The organism is Corallincola spongiicola, from assembly GCF_004284785.1.
Lineage (GTDB): Bacteria > Pseudomonadota > Gammaproteobacteria > Enterobacterales > Neiellaceae > Corallincola > Corallincola holothuriorum.
In genome coordinates, this window is sequence record NZ_SHLY01000009.1 from 83,381 (window position 1) to 101,026 (window position 17,646).

Annotated in this window: 13 protein-coding genes; 6 read left to right on the forward strand and 7 right to left on the reverse strand. The window is 49.9% G+C overall.

Annotated elements, in window-relative coordinates; translation table 11 throughout:
- Positions 1-259 precede the first annotated feature (259 nt).
- Together EXY25_RS18045 and EXY25_RS18050 are read left to right on the forward strand one after the other, a co-directional pair.
- Complete coding sequence (locus EXY25_RS18045; protein WP_130567906.1) at positions 260-2,317, forward strand: methyl-accepting chemotaxis protein; 2,058 nt, start codon at positions 260-262, stop codon at positions 2,315-2,317.
- A 79-nt stretch (positions 2,318-2,396) separates the two neighbouring features.
- Complete coding sequence (locus EXY25_RS18050; protein ID WP_130567907.1) at positions 2,397-2,828, forward strand: hypothetical protein; 432 nt, start codon at positions 2,397-2,399, stop codon at positions 2,826-2,828.
- Positions 2,829-2,908: 80 nt separating this feature from the next.
- Here the strand turns inward: EXY25_RS18050 and purL are convergent, their stop codons facing one another.
- A complete protein-coding gene (gene purL, locus EXY25_RS18055) occupies positions 2,909-6,802 on the reverse strand; it encodes a phosphoribosylformylglycinamidine synthase (RefSeq protein ID WP_130567908.1) in 3,894 nt (1,297 codons plus the stop codon).
- Positions 6,803-6,929: 127 nt separating this feature from the next.
- On the opposite strand from purL, the gene mltF reads away from it, so the two are divergent.
- Positions 6,930-8,486: a membrane-bound lytic murein transglycosylase MltF gene (gene mltF / locus EXY25_RS18060; RefSeq protein ID WP_130567909.1), complete on the forward strand. Its 1,557-nt coding sequence runs from the start codon at positions 6,930-6,932 to the stop codon at positions 8,484-8,486.
- Positions 8,487-8,561: 75 nt separating this feature from the next.
- Positions 8,562-8,705, forward strand: coding sequence for a hypothetical protein (locus tag EXY25_RS18800; protein WP_165419415.1), 144 nt, complete (start codon positions 8,562-8,564; stop codon positions 8,703-8,705).
- Here EXY25_RS18800 and tadA read toward each other — a convergent pair whose 3' ends face one another.
- The 3 genes from tadA to guaB all read right to left on the reverse strand — a co-directional run bounded on the left by tadA (position 8,706) and on the right by guaB (position 12,478).
- Complete coding sequence (tadA, locus tag EXY25_RS18065) at positions 8,706-9,221, reverse strand: tRNA adenosine(34) deaminase TadA (protein WP_114339805.1); 516 nt, start codon at positions 9,219-9,221, stop codon at positions 8,706-8,708.
- Between the two features lie 133 nt (positions 9,222-9,354).
- A complete protein-coding gene (gene guaA / locus EXY25_RS18070) occupies positions 9,355-10,932 on the reverse strand; it encodes a glutamine-hydrolyzing GMP synthase (protein ID WP_114339806.1) in 1,578 nt (525 codons plus the stop codon).
- 76 nt (positions 10,933-11,008) lie between these two features.
- Positions 11,009-12,478, reverse strand: a complete 1,470-nt coding sequence (guaB, locus tag EXY25_RS18075) for an IMP dehydrogenase (protein ID WP_130567910.1) — start codon at positions 12,476-12,478, stop codon at positions 11,009-11,011.
- A 188-nt stretch (positions 12,479-12,666) separates the two neighbouring features.
- Here guaB and xseA point away from each other — a divergent pair, with 188 nt between their 5' ends.
- The gene (gene xseA / locus EXY25_RS18080; protein WP_130567911.1) at positions 12,667-14,013 is read left to right on the forward strand and encodes an exodeoxyribonuclease VII large subunit; all 1,347 of its coding nucleotides are present in this window, start codon (positions 12,667-12,669) and stop codon (positions 14,011-14,013) included.
- Between the two features lie 26 nt (positions 14,014-14,039).
- Positions 14,040-14,654 (forward strand): flavin reductase family protein, encoded by a 615-nt coding sequence (locus EXY25_RS18085; protein ID WP_130567912.1) that lies wholly within the window; start codon positions 14,040-14,042, stop codon positions 14,652-14,654.
- 51 nt (positions 14,655-14,705) lie between these two features.
- Here EXY25_RS18085 and fbp read toward each other — a convergent pair whose 3' ends face one another.
- From fbp to nlpI, 3 genes are all read right to left on the reverse strand, one after another.
- On the reverse strand, positions 14,706-15,704 hold the full coding sequence (gene fbp / locus EXY25_RS18090) for a class 1 fructose-bisphosphatase (RefSeq protein ID WP_199405276.1): 999 nt from the start codon (positions 15,702-15,704) through the stop codon (positions 14,706-14,708).
- A 168-nt stretch (positions 15,705-15,872) separates the two neighbouring features.
- Entirely contained in the window at positions 15,873-16,739 is an 867-nt protein-coding gene (locus EXY25_RS18095) for a 1,4-dihydroxy-2-naphthoate polyprenyltransferase (RefSeq protein ID WP_130567913.1), read from the reverse strand.
- Entirely contained in the window at positions 16,739-17,635 is an 897-nt protein-coding gene (gene nlpI, locus EXY25_RS18100; RefSeq protein ID WP_165419416.1) for a lipoprotein NlpI, read from the reverse strand. Before nlpI ends, EXY25_RS18095 begins: the two co-directional genes overlap by 1 nt.
- Positions 17,636-17,646 lie beyond the last annotated feature (11 nt).

Here is a 17,646-nt window from a genome sequence, read left to right on the forward strand (position 1 = left end):
ACAGAAACCCCTGCCTAGTTTACGCGATGCGACACAGGGATCCAGATAGCATGACCTATGTCGATTTTTGGCAACCTAATCGTACAAGCTGATTTAAGTTTCTCTTGCAAACGTCGATACTTAGCTAGACTCCTATAGGAGATGCAGCAGCACATCACCAACCTAGTTGTGTGACCGTGTGCGACGCCACGGACAGGTTTTTTATGCTAGCGTTTACTATGAATATATTTTGACGGCTAACTCCGCGGGCGATAAACGAATGATAAGAAGTAAGTTCCCTGGAATAGGTAAGATAAACTTCAAGCTTGGAGGTCTCTCGTTCCTTCAACGCTTATATCTACTTATTGGCATACTCACCCTAATGCTCCTGCTCACTGGTATATTTGGGCTCATCTCTATTAACTCCTTAAATAATGGAGCAGAAGAGGTTTCAGAGCGTGCATTGCCGCAACTTAAAGCCAGCCAAAACCTGTTTATCTCATTACAAGAGGTGGCACAGAGCATTACCAGTATCCTGAGTGAAAGAGATCCTGCACAGGTAGAACTACTAGCCACCAGCTACCGCGATGCCTTGGTGCAAGCGAACGCATCACTGGAGCAACTCAACGAAGTGGTTTCAGCAGATGCTAAGCCCAGTGTTGAGGTGCTGTCAGGTCTGCTTCCCAACATGGGACAACAAGCAGAAAATGTGATTAACGGCTATAGCCAACAACTAAACGACGAAGAGGCTGCATCCGTCCAGGTGCGAGAATTACAACTGGAGTTTTCCCGTCTCAAACAACACCTGACCAAAGTCGCCAACTCAACTGGTGATGATTACGTTAACTGGACCCTAAGTGAGTTTCTTAATCCATTTGAAAAACTGGAAGCGACACTGTTTGACGGTTTAAATAGTGGATCCGTGGCTCAGTTAGAAGAAGCAGGTGCCTTGGTCGATGGCATGCTGCCCAATCTTGATGGGAAAATGTCAGACACCATCGATGAATTCGAGATGTATGAAGATAGCCGTACCAGCTATCGCGATGAATTCACTGGACGCTGGGAGGCTATCAAGCTCGACTTTACCCTTGGTGGCGGCGGCAAGGTTACTAACTACCTCAACCTGCTCAAACTGCAACAAGCAAACCTACAGTTCAAAACGGCACTGGCAGATATCCAGCAACAATCACGGCAACAGGTCGAACAACTAATACAAGCATCTGATGCTGCCGTTGAGAAATCATCCAGTAGCGCAAAGTTGACTTACCGCAGCAGTATGAGTTTGGTCATCATTATCTTGGTCGCATCGGTAACTGTTGCCATATTGTTTGGTCTTTGGCTGAGTAGCCAGATGCGCAAAGCACTGAAAGATGTCAGTCACTCATTGCGTGCCGTCGCCAGTGGCGACATGACCACTCGCGTCAGCTATAACAACAAAGACGAATTTGGTGCCATCGCTGATGATGTAAATATGGTAGCCAGCCAGATGCAGGAAACCCTTGCCAGTTTCAGTGTTTCAGCCGACGAGCAAGCAAGGATCGCCGCCGATAATAGCCACGCATGTAACGATGCCAATGCGAGCCTAGAGCATCAACGAAACAATATCGGTGCATTAGCCACAGCCATGACACAGATGGAAGCGTCGTTCAGTGAAGTAGCGAAGAACGCCTCTGATACCGCAGAGCAGGTGCATCAAGTAGAAGACGCTGCCAATCAAGGTAGTGATATCATGACGACAACCATTACCAGCACTAACCAGCTGTCTGAACAACTGCAAAGTTCTGCCGATAAGATCCAAGAAGTCGAGCACTTCAGTGACCAAATAGGGCAGATCTTAGATGTGATCCGCGGCATTGCTGAACAAACTAACTTGTTGGCACTTAACGCAGCCATTGAAGCTGCCCGCGCTGGTGAACAGGGTCGTGGTTTCGCCGTGGTTGCCGACGAGGTCAGAAACCTGGCCAAGCGTACCTCGGAGTCCACTTCAGAGATCAACCAACGCATCGAAAATCTGCAAAGCAGTATCCGTGAAGCTGCGGGCTCAGTCCGTGATGCCACAGATCGCATGCAAGAGAATGTTATTCAGGTCAGTGACGCCGACGGTGCCATGGGCACCATCAAGTCGATCGTCACACAAATTGCTGATATGTCTAATCAAATCAGTGTGGCTGCCGAGGAGCAACGTTGTACCACTGAAGAGATGACACGCAACGTCAATATGATTAACGAAGCTGCCGATGCCAACATGGTAGTATTTGAGCAGATCACCGAAACAAGCTCAAAACAATCGAGTATGTCAGAAGAGCAAAAAGCTCATTGCATGCGCTACAAAACTTAGCCAGCGACTGATTTAGTCAATCTATTTAAAGGTCAGCCATTGCTGGCCTTTTTTGATCCGCCCATTTAAGACTATGCTTGTGAGTAGACAACCTAATGACATAGCCGTTATGCACCGACATTTAGCCATACTCCTCCTCTTCCTGTTAAGCCATACGACTCATGCAGATGAACCGCTCTACCTCCGGTGTGACTGTAACTGGTGGCAAGCGCTGCCTGAGTACCAGATGCAGCAAGTTGGCAGCGCAAACCTTTATCGCACAGAAATTGAGATTAAGAACGCTAGCTTCCCGATCAACTTTAAGCTGGTTGATGTGAACTACACACCCGGTAGCAATTTTGGCTATCTCAACCCCACCGATCGGGTCATCACCATGGGCAGAGTAGTTAAAGCAACAGCAGATGCAGTCAAAGAAAATTTCGAGTTCATGCCGCCCGCACCTGGGATCTATCAGATATTCCTCGATCTCGATGGCAAAACCCCCATGGTATTTATATCCAAGGCGATCTAAGTGAATAACATCAATAAAGCCCCGGCAATAAAAAAGGGCCCTAAGGCCCTTTCTTATTACTTCGCATTAACGCCAGCAAACTACCCAACAAACTTACGAGCGTTGCGGAACATACGCATCCAGGCGCTGTCCTCGCCCCAAGAATCTGGGTGCCAGGAGTTAGCCACGGTACGGAACACACGCTCAGGGTGCGGCATCATGATGGTGACTTTACCGTCATTACTGGTTAAACCGGTAATACCGCCTTCAGAGCCGTTCGGGTTAGCCGGATACTGAGTCGTATACTGACCATAGTTATCGACATAACGTACCGCCACTAAGCCACTTTCCAAGACTTTCTGCGCCCCATCAGCAGCGGCAAATTCCGCACGACCTTCACCGTGAGAAACAGCAATAGGCATACGGGCGCCACCCATCTCCTGGAAGAACACAGAACGGCTGTCCTGCACTTCAACCAAACTAAAGCGGGCTTCAAAACGTTCCGACTCATTGCGAACAAAGCGTGGCCACAAGTCAGTGCCTGGGATCAGCTCTTTCAGGGTCGAAAGCATCTGACAGCCATTACACACACCTAGCGCAAAGCTATCGTCGCGGGCGAAAAAGCGACTAAACATCTCTCTCGCCTGCGAGTTAAATAGAATAGATTTTGCCCAACCTTCGCCAGCGCCTAAAACGTCGCCATACGAGAATCCACCACAAGCAACCAAGCCTTTGTAGTCTTCAAGCTTAATCCGACCAGCCAGTACATCGCTCATGTGAATATCGATGCTTTCAAAGCCGGCACGGTCAAACGCGGCCGCCATCTCTAACTGCGAGTTAACGCCTTGCTCACGTAAAATAGCCATTTTCGGCTTCACGCCAGTGGCGATATATGGCGCAGCAACATCTAAGCTCGGATCATAGGGTAATGACACGTTCAAACCAGGATCTTTTACATCCTGCTTCGCTTGGAACTCCTGCTCAGCACAGGCTGGGTTGTCCCGCAGCTTTTGCATGCGACGAGTCGTTTCAGCCCACACGGTACGCAGGTGCGTACGAGTACTGTTTAACACCTCAACACCCGCACGGCTAAAGCTGACACTATCTTCTGCCGACACCTCACCAATGACGTGGGTTGCAGCCGCTAAGCCGTGTTCAGCAAACACCGCCAGCACCGCGTCGCGTTCGCTACGCTTAATTTGAATAACCGCACCCAGCTCTTCACTGAACAAGGCAGCCAGATCGTTGCCGCCTAGCGCATCCAACGCAACGTTAGCACCACAGTGTCCCGCAAACGCCATCTCAGCCACTGTGACAAATAGGCCACCGTCAGAGCGATCGTGGTAAGCCAGCAGCTGACCGTCAGCAACCAGCACCTGCATCGCATTGAAGAAGCCTTTCAACAGTTCAGCATCATCAACATCAGGCGTATCATCACCCAGTTGTTTATAGACCTGCGCCAGACAAGAGCCACCGAGGCGGTTCTTACCCAGTCCCAGATCCAACAGTAAGAGGTCGGTCTCACCTGCGTCAGTAACCAGTTCAGGTGTCACGGTTGAGCGGATATCTTCCACCCGACCAAACGCGGTGATCACTAGGCTCAACGGGGAAGTCACGGCACGCTCTTCACCGTCCTGCTGCCACTTAGTCTTCATCGACATGGAGTCTTTACCGACCGGAATCGTTAGCCCCAACGTCGGACACAGCTCTTCACCAATCGCTTTTACCGCATCGTACAGACCCGCGTCTTCACCTGGGTGACCTGCAGCTGACATCCAGTTGGCAGACAGTTTGATATGTTTAAGATCGCCAATCTGCGTTGCCGCAATATTCGTCAGTGATTCCGCCACAGCCAAACGTGCCGATGCCGCGAAATTCAGCAGTGCCACCGGCGTACGCTCACCGATCGACATAGCTTCACCGGCATAGGTATCAAAACTGGCGGCGGTAACCGCACAATCTGCGACAGGGATCTGCCAAGGGCCGACCATCTGATCGCGGGCAACAAGACCTGTCACCGAGCGGTCACCAATAGTGATAAGGAAGGTTTTCTCGGCGACCGTTGGCAAGTTCAGCAGACGCTCTGCTGCATCCAGCGGGTCAACGCCATCCAAAGCCAAGGCCTGACCACTGGCTTGCAAACGTTGCACATCACGATGCATCTTAGGTGTTTTACCCAACAACACGCTCAATGGCATATCAATAGGGTTATTCCCAAAATGACTATCGCTGAGGGTCAGGTGCAACTCTTCAGTGGCTTCACCAACCACCGCATAAGGCGCTCGCTCACGCTGACAGATAGCATCAAACTGCGCCAGTTTTTCTGCAGGCACCGCCATCACATAACGTTCTTGCGATTCATTACACCAGATCTCAAGCGGGCTCATGCCGGGCTCATCGTTGGGTACACTGCGCAATTCGAACTTACCGCCACGCTCACCGTCATTAACCAGTTCAGGCAGGGCGTTAGACAAACCACCCGCGCCCACATCATGGATAAATACGATAGGGTTTTCATCACCCAGCTGCCAGCAGCGATCGATCACCTCCTGACACCGGCGTTCCATCTCAGGGTTTTCACGCTGAACAGAAGCAAAATCTAGATCTTCTGAAGATTGTCCCGATGCCATAGAAGAAGCGGCACCGCCACCCAAGCCGATATTCATCGCTGGGCCACCGAGAACAATCAGCTTTGCGCCGACCGGGATCTCTTTCTTCTCAACATGGTCAGCACGAATATTACCCAAACCACCGGCCAGCATAATCGGCTTATGGTAACCACGGATCTCTTCTCCGTTATGGCTTACCACCTGCTCTTCATAGGTACGGAAGTAGCCTAGCAGGTTCGGGCGACCAAACTCGTTATTAAAAGCGGCGCCACCCAGAGGACCTTCCAACATGATATCGAGTGCAGAAACAATACGTCCCGGCTTACCAAAATCCGTTTCCCATGGCTGTTGATAACCAGGGATCCGGAGGTTTGATACGGAGAAGCCAACTAAACCAGCTTTCGGTTTAGAGCCAATACCGGTCGCACCTTCATCACGAATTTCACCGCCAGATCCGGTCGAAGCACCCGGCCATGGCGAGATAGCAGTCGGGTGGTTATGGGTTTCCACTTTACAAAGAATATGGATATCTTCGACATGATAAGCGTAAGCTTTAGTTTCCGGATCAGGGAAGAAACGGCCTGCTTTTGAGCCGGCAAACACTGCAGCGTTATCTTTATAAGCAGACAACACGTAATCGTTATGCTGCTCATAGGTGTTTTTGATCATCTTGAAAAGCGACTTCGGCTGCGCTTCTCCATCAATGGTCCAATCCGCATTAAAAATCTTGTGACGACAGTGCTCTGAGTTCGCCTGAGCAAACATATAAAGCTCAATATCGTTTGGATTGCGCCCTAAAGCCTGAAAATTCTCAACCAGATAATCAATTTCATCATCAGCCAATGCCAGGCCCATAGCGATATTGGCTTGAGCAAGCGCATCACGACCACCGCTCAATACATCCACCGAATTCAATGGTGCCGGCTGATCGTGGCGGAATAGAGCCGTCGCATCGTCAAGTTGTTCGAATACAACTTCCATCATACGATCATAGATAAGGCCTTGAACCTCTAGCCACTGCGCAGCGGACAACTCGGCGCTGGTAGCAACGTAGTAAGCCATACCACGTTCCAATCGCACGATCTGATCCAGACCACAGTTTTGAGCAATATCTGTCGCTTTAGACGACCAAGGCGATATGGTGCCGGGACGAGGAGTCACCAACAACAGCTTACCTTCCGGCGCGTGTTCAGCAATGGTTGGGCCGTAGGTCAGAAGCTTTTCCAGCTTAGCCAGCTCGGCTTCTGACAGTGGCGACGTCAACTCCGCAAAATGCATATACTCAGCGTAAATGCTTGTTACGGGGAGTTTTTGGCTGCGACAAGCATCCAATAACTTGTTGATACGAAAGTCTGACAACGCGGGGGCACCACGAAGGATTTGCATACGCTTACTCACCTGGCCGAAGTTAGGGGGGTTGAACTAAGGAGGCGTATTATAGTGAAAAGTGTGGCCGTTGATAAGCGCTAGAAGGAAGCTGGGCGCATTCGTTTTCATCTGGTATAAGTTAAGTATGGAAATTACTCGTCAGAAAAGCTCGGAGTCGTCAGTTAGCAGTCGTCTGTTTCGCGGATGGAAACGACAGATCCTGCTAGTTAGCCTATTTCTGACATCGCTGCTGTTATTGGGCTGCGATCCGACGCAACCAGACAAAACACACCTGCAACAGATTTTGGATCGGGGTGAGTTACGTGTGGGCACGATTTATTCGAGTACCACATACCTGTTTGGCCCAAACGGCCCTGAAGGCATCGATTACGAGTTAGCAAAACAACTTGCCGATTACCTCGGTGTCGAACTTAAGATGGTACCGAGCTATACCATTGATGATCTGTTCACCCAATTGAATGCAGGCCGTGTCGACATCCTCGCTGCAGGCTTGGCAGTCACAGATCAACGACGAGAGTTTTATAGCTTCTCCCCCGCCTATCAATGGATCAGCCAAAAGGTTGTTTATAAAAAGGGGCGTAAACGCCCACGCAACCTTGGCCAATTAGACGGTGTTATTCGCGTCATCGCCAACTCCAGCCATGCCGAAACACTCGAAAGGTTTAAAACCGATTATCCGAATCTTGATTGGGAAGTCACCACAGAGCATGACAGTGAAGAGTTAATGCAGAAAGTGTTGGCTGGCGATATCGACTTTACCATCGTCGACTCAAGCCAACTGGATCTGTTCCGTCGCTATCACACCGAACTCTCCCTCGCTTTTACTGTAGTCAAAGAGCAGCCCGTGGCCTGGTTGATGCAGAAAGGCAATAATGATGCATTACAAGCCGCATTAATTGAGTTTTTCGGCGAAATGCAGTCAAGTGGCATGATCGCCCAGCTCGAAGAGAAATATTTCGGCCATGTGGGACAATTCGATTATGTCGATACCCGAGCATTTATGCGGGCAGTAGAACGCAAATTACCGTCAATTAAGCCGATGTTTGAGCAATATGCGGCAGAACTTGATTGGCGTCTGCTGGCAGCGCAAAGCTATCAAGAATCCCATTGGAATCCCAATGCCCGCTCCCATACCGGTGTTCGTGGATTAATGATGTTGACCCTTAACACTGCCAAACAATTGAAGATAGAAAATCGTCTCGACCCTGAATCCAGTATCCGCGGCGGCGCTATCTATCTCGAACAACTATTACAACGGGTGCCCGAAAAGATCGCCCCCCACGAGCGAATTTGGTTTGCCTTAGCTGCTTACAATGTGGGCATGGGGCATGTCATCGACGCGATTAAATTGACTCGTGCCCGTGGCAAAGATCCCTATAGCTGGACGGACGTTAAAACCACACTACCGCTACTGCGGAAGAAAAAATGGTACAAGCAGACCCGCTATGGCTACGCCCGCGGAGAAGAGCCCGTTGCTTATGTGGATAACATTCGCCGCTACTACGACGCCTTGGTTTATATCGAGGATAAAAAAGCAGCGGCAGATCGCCTGGCCCAACAGAAAGAGAAATTTAAGCAACTCACCGCAGGTATCAAGGAGTATGATGGTGACGCTACAGACAACAAGGTGGCAGAAAAGAGCGCACCAGAAGAGCAGCTAAAAGCAGTGCCTGAACGCTAAACAGCAGATTAATAAAAGTGTCACACAAGATTGTTAGTTTAGACACTTGTTCAGCACTTATTAAGGAGTGCCACCATGAAACAAGTAAAACGCCTCAGCTCTCAAAGCACCCGACGTCATTTGGCCACTAAGCGCAGCCATAAAAAAGTGATGGCAAGATCACGCAAGTTCTATCTACAAACGCAGGTCATCCAGATTCTGGATGTCGTTCACACCTAATTAGTCGGCTGCCGATTGTTGCTGGCGAGCCAATTTTTCCGCCCTTTTTGCCGCTCGGCGCTTACGAAAAAAACCGCTGAGCTGTTCACTGCATTCCCCAGCCAAAACGCCTGCCACCACCTCAATTTGGTGGTTCAAGTTGCCATGCCGAGTAATATCCATAATCGAACCGGCCGCACCGGTTTTCAGATCTGCCGCACCAAAGATCAACTGCCCAACTCTGCCGTGCACCATCGCGCCAGCACACATCACGCACGGCTCAAGCGTGACGTACAATTGCGTATCCAGCAGACGATAGTTACCGATCGCCCTTCCCGCCGCTTGTAAGGCCATAACCTCAGCATGGGCTGTCGGATCATTATTGAGGATCTGTTGATTCCATCCCTCAGCGATCACCTCCCCACGATAAACCACAACCGCACCGACAGGAACTTCACCCAACGCTTCCGCATGGGCAGCAAGTGCCAATGCGCGGCGCATGAATTTTTCGTGGATCTCATTCGAGATTTCAGACATTCGTTGCTCTGACATAAATAGCGAAGCCAATAATTAAAAAAATTTCCAAAGCATGAACTATCACTGACGCCAAACATATCGTCATAAAAAAGCCGGCATTTCCGCCGGCTAATTCAACCTCATCGCAGGAAAGCTATTCCCACTCGATGGTTGCAGGCGGCTTACCGGAGATGTCGTATACCACACGAGAGATACCATCGATCTCATTAATAATGCGGTTAGAGACCTTACCCAGGAAGTCGTATGGCAAATGTGCCCAATGCGCAGTCATAAAGTCGATGGTTTCCACCGCACGCAGTGATACCACCCAATCATATTTACGACCATCCCCCATCACCCCCACAGAGCGCACAGGCAGGAACACGGTAAATGCCTGACTGACTTTGTGGTACAGATCAGCAGCGTGAAGCTCTTCAATAAAGATAGCGTCCGCGCGGCGCAGCAAGTCACAATACTCTTTTTTCACTTCACCAAGTACCCGAACGCCAAGACCAGGCCCAGGGAATGGGTGACGATAAAGCATGTCATAAGGCAGGCCTAATTCCAGGCCAATACGGCGCACTTCATCTTTAAACAGTTCACGCAAAGGTTCAACTAAGCCCATCTCCATATCGTCAGGCAAGCCGCCAACGTTATGGTGAGACTTAATCACATGAGCCTTACCCGTTTTTGACGCCGCTGATTCAATCACATCAGGATAGATAGTGCCCTGGGCGAGCCATTTAGCATTCGCCAGTTTGTTGGCTTCTTCATCAAACACTTCGATAAAAGTATGGCCAATGGATTTACGTTTTGCCTCAGGCTCGTCAATACCAGCGAGGTTATTGAGGAAGCGGTCTTCGGCGTCAACCTTGATGATATTGAGACCAAAATGGTCACCGAACATCTCCATCACCTGCTCGCCTTCATGTAAGCGCAGCAAACCATTGTCGACAAATACACAGGTCAATTGCTTACCGATAGCTCGGTGCAACAGCATTGCTGTCACTGACGAATCGACGCCGCCGGATAAACCGAGGATCACCTCATCGCTACCCACCTGCTGCTTAATCTGCGCCACTGCGTCTTCAATAATGGATGACGGCGTCCACAACTTCTCGCAACCACAAGTGTTGATCACAAAGTGTTCCAGCATACGCTGGCCTTGGCGAGTGTGGGTGACTTCAGGGTGGAACTGCACGCCATAGAATTTTTTCTCTTCATTGGCGATTGCTGCATGAGGGCATGAATCCGTACGGGCGATGGTGCTAAACCCAGCAGGAGGCTGCCCCACTTTATCACCGTGGCTCATCCATACATCTAACAAGGCATTGCCGTTCGCGCCGACATGATCTTCGATATTGTGCAGTAACTGGCTATCAGCAATCACTTCCACTTGTGCGTAACCGAATTCGCGATGATCAGAGCCAACCACCTCGCCACCTAACTGCGCTGTCATTGTCTGCATGCCATAACAGATCCCCAATACAGGAACACCGGCGGTAAACACATAATCAGGGGCTTTCAGACCAACATCATTGCCGACACTCTCGGGGCTACCGGACAGAATGATACCCCGCGGATTGAACTCGCGGATCTGCTCTTCCGTGACATCACAAGACCAAAGTTCGCAGAATACGCCAATCTCACGGATACGGCGGGCGATCAGTTGGGTGTACTGTGAGCCAAAATCAAGGATCAATATACGATGGTCATGAATGTTCTTAGTCATGGTTTTCCTGCTATTCGGAAAATGAAAATGGGCTGACACAGAGTCAGCCCAAGCAACAAAATAGTAATGCTAAAGTTTAACCCATACGGTAGTTGGGTGCTTCTTTAGTAATAGTCACATCATGTACATGAGATTCACCCATACCAGCACTGGTGATCTTCACGAATTCTGCTTTCGTACGCAGCAGCTCAATTGAGCCACAGCCAGTCAAGCCCATGCAGCTACGCAGGCCACCCATCTGCTGATGGATAATGTTTGCTACTGCACCTTTGTAAGGTATGCGCCCTTCGATACCTTCCGGTACCAATTTATCCGCCGCATTATCCGTTTGGAAATAACGGTCTGATGAACCTTGGGTTTGCGACATTGCACCTAGTGATCCCATACCACGGTAGCTCTTAAACGCTCGCCCTTGGTACAGCTCAATTTCGCCAGGAGCTTCATCTGTACCAGCAAACATAGAGCCAACCATCACACAACTCGCGCCAGCAGCTAAGGCCTTAGCAATGTCTCCGGAGAAACGGATACCACCGTCGGCAATCACTGGAATATTGCGATCTTTCAATGCTTCTACGGCATCAGAAACCGCGGTGATCTGAGGTACACCAACACCGGTAACGATCCGGGTAGTACAGATAGAACCGGGGCCGATCCCGACTTTAACAGCACTCACCCCGGCATCAGCCAGGGCAACAGCACCTGCAGCTGTTGCTACGTTACCGCCAACAATCTGTAGATCAGGGTATTTAGCACGGGTTTCGCGAATACGTTGCAAAACACCTTCTGAGTGACCATGTGAAGAATCAATCAATAGCACATCAACACCGGCGTTAACCAAGGCTTCAATGCGCTCTTCGTTACCCGCACCGGCACCTACTGCGGCACCAACACGCAAGCTTCCATCGCTATCTTTACAGGCGTTTGGCTTACGTTCCGCTTTTTTGAAGTCTTTTACTGTGATCATACCGTTCAGTTTGAAGGCATCATCAACCACGAGAATTTTTTCTAGTCGATGCTCATGCATCATGTGGTGCACTTCATCAGCTGTCGCATCTTTATGGATGGTCACCAGACGCTCTTTTGAAGTCATCACGTCAGAGACCTTTTTATCCATGTCAGGCTCGAAACGCACATCTCGGCTGGTAACAATGCCGACTAGATTGTTTTCGCTGTCAGTGACCGGGAACCCTTTAAAGCCGTGCTGAGCAGAAAGCTCTTTCAACTCACCGATAGTCAAGTCAGGGTGCACAGTGACAGGATCAGCAACCACACCACTTTCGAATTTCTTCACTTTGCGTACCATCGCCGCCTGGGCTTCGATACTCATGTTTTTGTGAATAAAACCGATACCCCCTTCCTGAGCCAAAGCAATTGCTAAATTGGCTTCAGTCACGGTGTCCATAGCCGCCGAGACCATAGGCACGTTGAGACTAATAGTACTAGTCAGCTGGGTATTGAGCGTGGCCGTATTAGGCAGCACGGTAGAATGTGCAGGGACGAGTAAAACATCGTCAAATGTGAGCGCTTCTTGGGCAATTCTTAGCATCGCAACTATACCTGAAACCAGTTGAAGGAGGTTGATTAAGTTGCGGCCGGATTCTACCCTAAGGCAACTATCGAGTAAAACTATTTTGTGATCTAACGCAAGATGATAATAGGTCAGTTTTGCTGATAAACTAGCTTACGTGTCAGCTTTTGTTGCCACCTGTTCTTTTCCGCAATCATAAGAATCCGATGTCCAATCAAAAAGTATTCTCTGTCTCCACCCTCAACCGCTGTGCCCGCCAATTGCTGGAAGAAGGGTTGGGTACGGTCTGGTTACAGGGCGAGTTATCAAACTTTGTCGCTGCTGCATCCGGTCATTGGTACTTCAGCCTGAAAGATGAGCGCTCTCAGGTCAAAGGCGCCATGTTTCGCGGTAAGAACCGCTTAGTCAGCTTGAAACCCAAGAGCGGCCTGCAGGTGTTAGTCAGAGCCCAGGTCAGCCTGTATGAACCCAGAGGCGACTATCAGCTAATCATTGAGCAGATGGAGGACGCTGGCGAAGGAGTTCTAAAACAAAAGTTCGACCAACTGAAGCTGGCGCTCGCCGCAGAGGGGCTGTTCTCAACCGAACACAAACAAGCGATCCCGGCGCACCCTATTAGCGTTGGTGTGATTACTTCTGCCACCGGTGCAGCCATCCATGACATTCTTTCGGTCCTGAAGCGGCGTAACCCGGCTATACGGGTGGTACTTTACCCGACTCAGGTACAGGGCGACACAGCGGCAGCACAGATCGCGGAAGCGATTCTCACCGCTAATCGACGTAACGAGTGTGACCTACTCATTGTCGGCCGGGGCGGCGGTTCACTGGAAGATCTCTGGGCCTTTAATGAAGAGGTGGTTGCTCGAGCCATTTATCAAAGCCAGCTGCCTATTATCAGTGCGGTCGGCCATGAGATTGATACCACCATTGCCGATTATGTCGCAGATATGCGCGCCCCGACCCCCTCAGCGGCAGCTGAATATGTCAGTGGTGATCAGCAACACCAACGGCAGCAGTTGTCACAACTGTCGCTGCGCTTAAAACAAGCCGTTAGTCGCCTGCTACTGCGGGATAGCAACAAACTGCAACAACTGCAGCGTAACCTGCAACTCAACCATCCCGATCGTCGTCTGCAACAACAGACACAGCGTCTTGATGAACTAAGCCGACGCCTACTCCACACGGGAAACCAAGGCATAGCGCATGCATCGCAACGCTATGCTCAACTCTCCCAGCGCTTACAACGCTCGGATCCTGCCTATCGGCTCGAACACCTGAAAACCAGACAACAACAGCTAACGCAGCAGCTCACCAGCAACATGCAGCGCCATTTGCAGATGCAACGCAACCAATGGCAGCACCAGTGTCAAGAACTGTCGCTGGTCAGCCCGCTAGCGACTCTCAATCGTGGTTACTCCATAACCCGGGACCAGCAAAGCCAGCAAGTGATCAAAACAACCACTCAGGTGATGGTTGGACAGCAGATAAACTCACAGCTCAATGACGGTAGCGTTGTGAGTGAAGTTATTGCCATTCAAGCGAACGCGGAATAATAAAAATTTAACGGGGATTGTAGACAGTGAATATCGACTTTTCTCAGCTCAGTGGCAGTGAGACCTACCACATTATGACCCAGACTATCGTACCCAGACCTATCGCTTGGGTGCTAACTGACAGCGGCGAACAGAACTACAACCTGGCCCCTTTTTCATATTTCAATGCCATCTGCAGCACGCCACCACTAATAATGTTTTCTGTTGGTAAAAAGCCCGATGGCAGCGATAAAGATACGCTACACAACATTCAACGCAACAAGCAGTTTGTTGTGCATATTCCAGGTGCCGAGATGGCGGCGACGGTCACAGAAACAGCAAAGTCCCTACCCCACGGAGAATCTGAGCTCAACCTCAGCCAGCTCGCCACCGAGCCATTCACAGATTTTCCCCTGCCAAGAATTAGTCAGTGCAAGCTGGCGATGGCCTGCTCATTGTTCCAAATACAAGCCATTGGCGATGTACCGCAACAACTGGTTTTTGGCAAAGTTGAACAGCTCTATATCAACGACGCCGTGGCCAAAGAAGATAATAAAGGACGGCTCAAAGTAGACGCGATGGAGCTAGATCCACTCGCCCGCCTAGGAGCCAATGAATATGCCAGCTTAGGTGATAGCTATAGCCACACGCGCCCTAAGTAACACGAAGGAAGAGAGCGCTAAACGCCTTTCCTTCGCCGATGACCTTTGCGACTAGCCAAACTCCTTGATCAGATCTTCGACAGTTTTCACCATATTCGTTGAACCAACAAAAAATGGCGTACGCTGATGCAGCTCCGTCGGCTTAATATCAAGAATACGTTGATAGCCGTCGCTAGCGCGGCCTCCAGCTTGCTCGACGAGATAGGCAATCGGATTACATTCATACAATAAGCGCAGCTTACCGTTTGGATTTTTCATTGTTGAGGGATATAGGTAGATCCCTCCTTTCATCAGGTTGCGGTGGAAGTCCGCCACCAGAGAGCCAATATAACGGGCAGTAAAGGGACGATGTGTCGCTTCATCTTCTGCTTGGCAATACTTGATATACATCTTCACACCATCGGGGAATTTGATGTAGTTGCCTTCGTTAATCGAATAGATCAAGCCATCTTCCGGTGTGCAGATATTTTCATGGGAGAGTGCAAACACGCCAAGCGAGGGATCATAGGTAAAGCCATGGACACCATGGCCAGTGCTATACACTAAAACTGTCGAAGAGCCATAGATGATATAACCAGCGGCCACTTGCTGATTACCTGGCTGGAGAAAATCTTCCAGTGTCACCGGCGTGCCCCGCGGCGACACCCTTTTATAAATCGAGAAGATAGTACCGATAGAGACGTTAACATCAATATTTGAAGATCCATCCAGCGGATCGGTCAGCACCACATACTTAGCGTTGTTATTTACCTCAGAGTCAAAAACAACATAATCCTCTTCCTCTTCTGAGGCCATACCACACACTTCGCCACGCGCTTCTAGCGCCGCTTTGAATTTCTCATTGGCATAGACATCGAGTTTCTGCTGCTCTTCACCCTGAATATTTTGCTCACCCACGGCGCCGGTGATATCGGCCAATCCCGCTTTATTGACCTCACGATTGACCACTTTAGCCGCCAACCTTATGGCACTCAGCAGACCGGTGAGATCACCGGTCGCCTCTGGAAAATCGGCCTGCTTCTGAACGATAAACTCTCCGAGGGTGATCATTTTCTGCATTTTCTTCTCTCCGTAGGGCCTTTGGTGAGGCTTGTTGTTTTATTAACCATGTACAACAAATGGAGATTTAGCAACTGGTCTGGCCAGATAATTTGAGCTAGAAGGGCCGGAAAGGTGTCCGTCAGCATTGACGAAATGTTGAGGCTGCAGGGTAAAAAACTAAATAGTAAAGTAAAAACAGCTGAGTACAGCGAGCCAGAGCGAATAGAAAGAAGTCCAGCCCAATAAGGGATTAAGTGCCTGAGCTTGACGCTTCAGCAGCTGGCTAATCAGCCATACGGCGACAAAAACCGTCGCTATCCACAAGCTCAACCAAACAACGACGTTTAGCTGATTAATGGTCAATGCTAATGGCAGTAACAAGGCTGCACTATACAAAACAACGCTGTTTTTCCGGCCAATACGCACCGGCAAGGTCTTTTTCCCTGCCGCCGTATCTGTCGAAATATCGCGGATATTGTTCACCAACATAATGGCACAGACAGGAAGCCCCACTAACACAGCGGCTAACCAGGCGGCTTTCGACATCAGCTGAGTATGCATAAAGTAACTACCGACCACCGCAACCACACCGAAAAACAGAAATACCGTGATCTCTCCCAGACCTAAACTGGCCAAGGGTCTCGGACCACCACTGTACAGGTAGGCAGCGATAAGACTGGCGATCCCCACGGGCAACAACCAAAGGGAGCCGAACACCACGATATAGAGTCCTGCAAGGCTTGCCGCCAACGCACTTAACACCATAGCCGCTCGCATCTGACCATGGGTGACTAAACCTGACTGGGTCGCACGCTGAGGACCCACCCGTGCATCGGTATCAACCCCGGTAAGCGCATCAAAATAATCGTTGGCGTAGTTGACAAAAATTTGCAGGGCTAGGGCGCAAAGTAAACTGGCGAGCAATAAACCGATCTGCAGTTGACCCTCAAGGTACGCCAACCAATTACCGACGATTAAGGGAGCAAGTGAAGCCGGCAAGGTACGAGGCCTTGCCGCTTGAAACCAAACAAAAAGCTGACGCATCAAGAGCCCTGCTGTTCACTCCAACGTTGCTGCAGTAGATCAAGCTCTAACAGAGCAAACCTGTGCTCCACGTATTCATATATATTGGTGGCAATGGTGAGCTTCAAGAACGTCAAAGCTTGGGTATCCTTACCTTGCGCCAAATAACTCTTCGCCAGATAAAAATATGCTTCGCACAGCCGCTCGCTCATGCTGCTATTGTCATCCCAGTCTTGTTGCGCAAGCTGCAACAACTCAGCTTCGTCAATCGTACCCAATAGGTAGTTAGTAAGTTGCGTCGACCACTGATTATCATCGAGCTTGGCACGATTAAACTGTAGGCGTGCCAGCGCTTCTGGCTGTGACAGACGACTCTCTGCTAAATAGAGCCAAATAGCACGATAAGGATCCGACGTATCACGCTGCAAGAAAGACTCAAGATCTTCTACCGCTAGGTCATCTCGACCGGCGTAATAGAGTGCAATTCCCCGATTAAGGAAGGCATAGTCATGCTCTGGATCGAGCTCTAACGCAGAGTCGAATGCTTGGAACGCATCTTCATACTGCTGGGTCTGGATAAAATAGATCCCCAGACGATTGTAGGCTTCCGCCATATCAGGGCGAAGATCGAGTGCTCGTTGAAAATCTAATTGTGCCAACCAGCGCATCCCTAAACGATCGTAATGAACACCACGTTGGTAAAACAGATAGGCTCGCTGGTCATCTTCATGATCAGGCATCGCCAGTAGCTGAGAAATCTTCGCTACCGTGAACTGATCTCTTGCCTTCGGCTGTTCTGGCTCAGCCAATACCAACGCTGGACCTTCAGGCTCAGGTGACTGTGTACTGGCACAAGCACTTAAACCTAAAGCCATCAGTAAACACCAGCCAACGCGTAACTTCCGCGAATAATTCATCAAAATCTGTC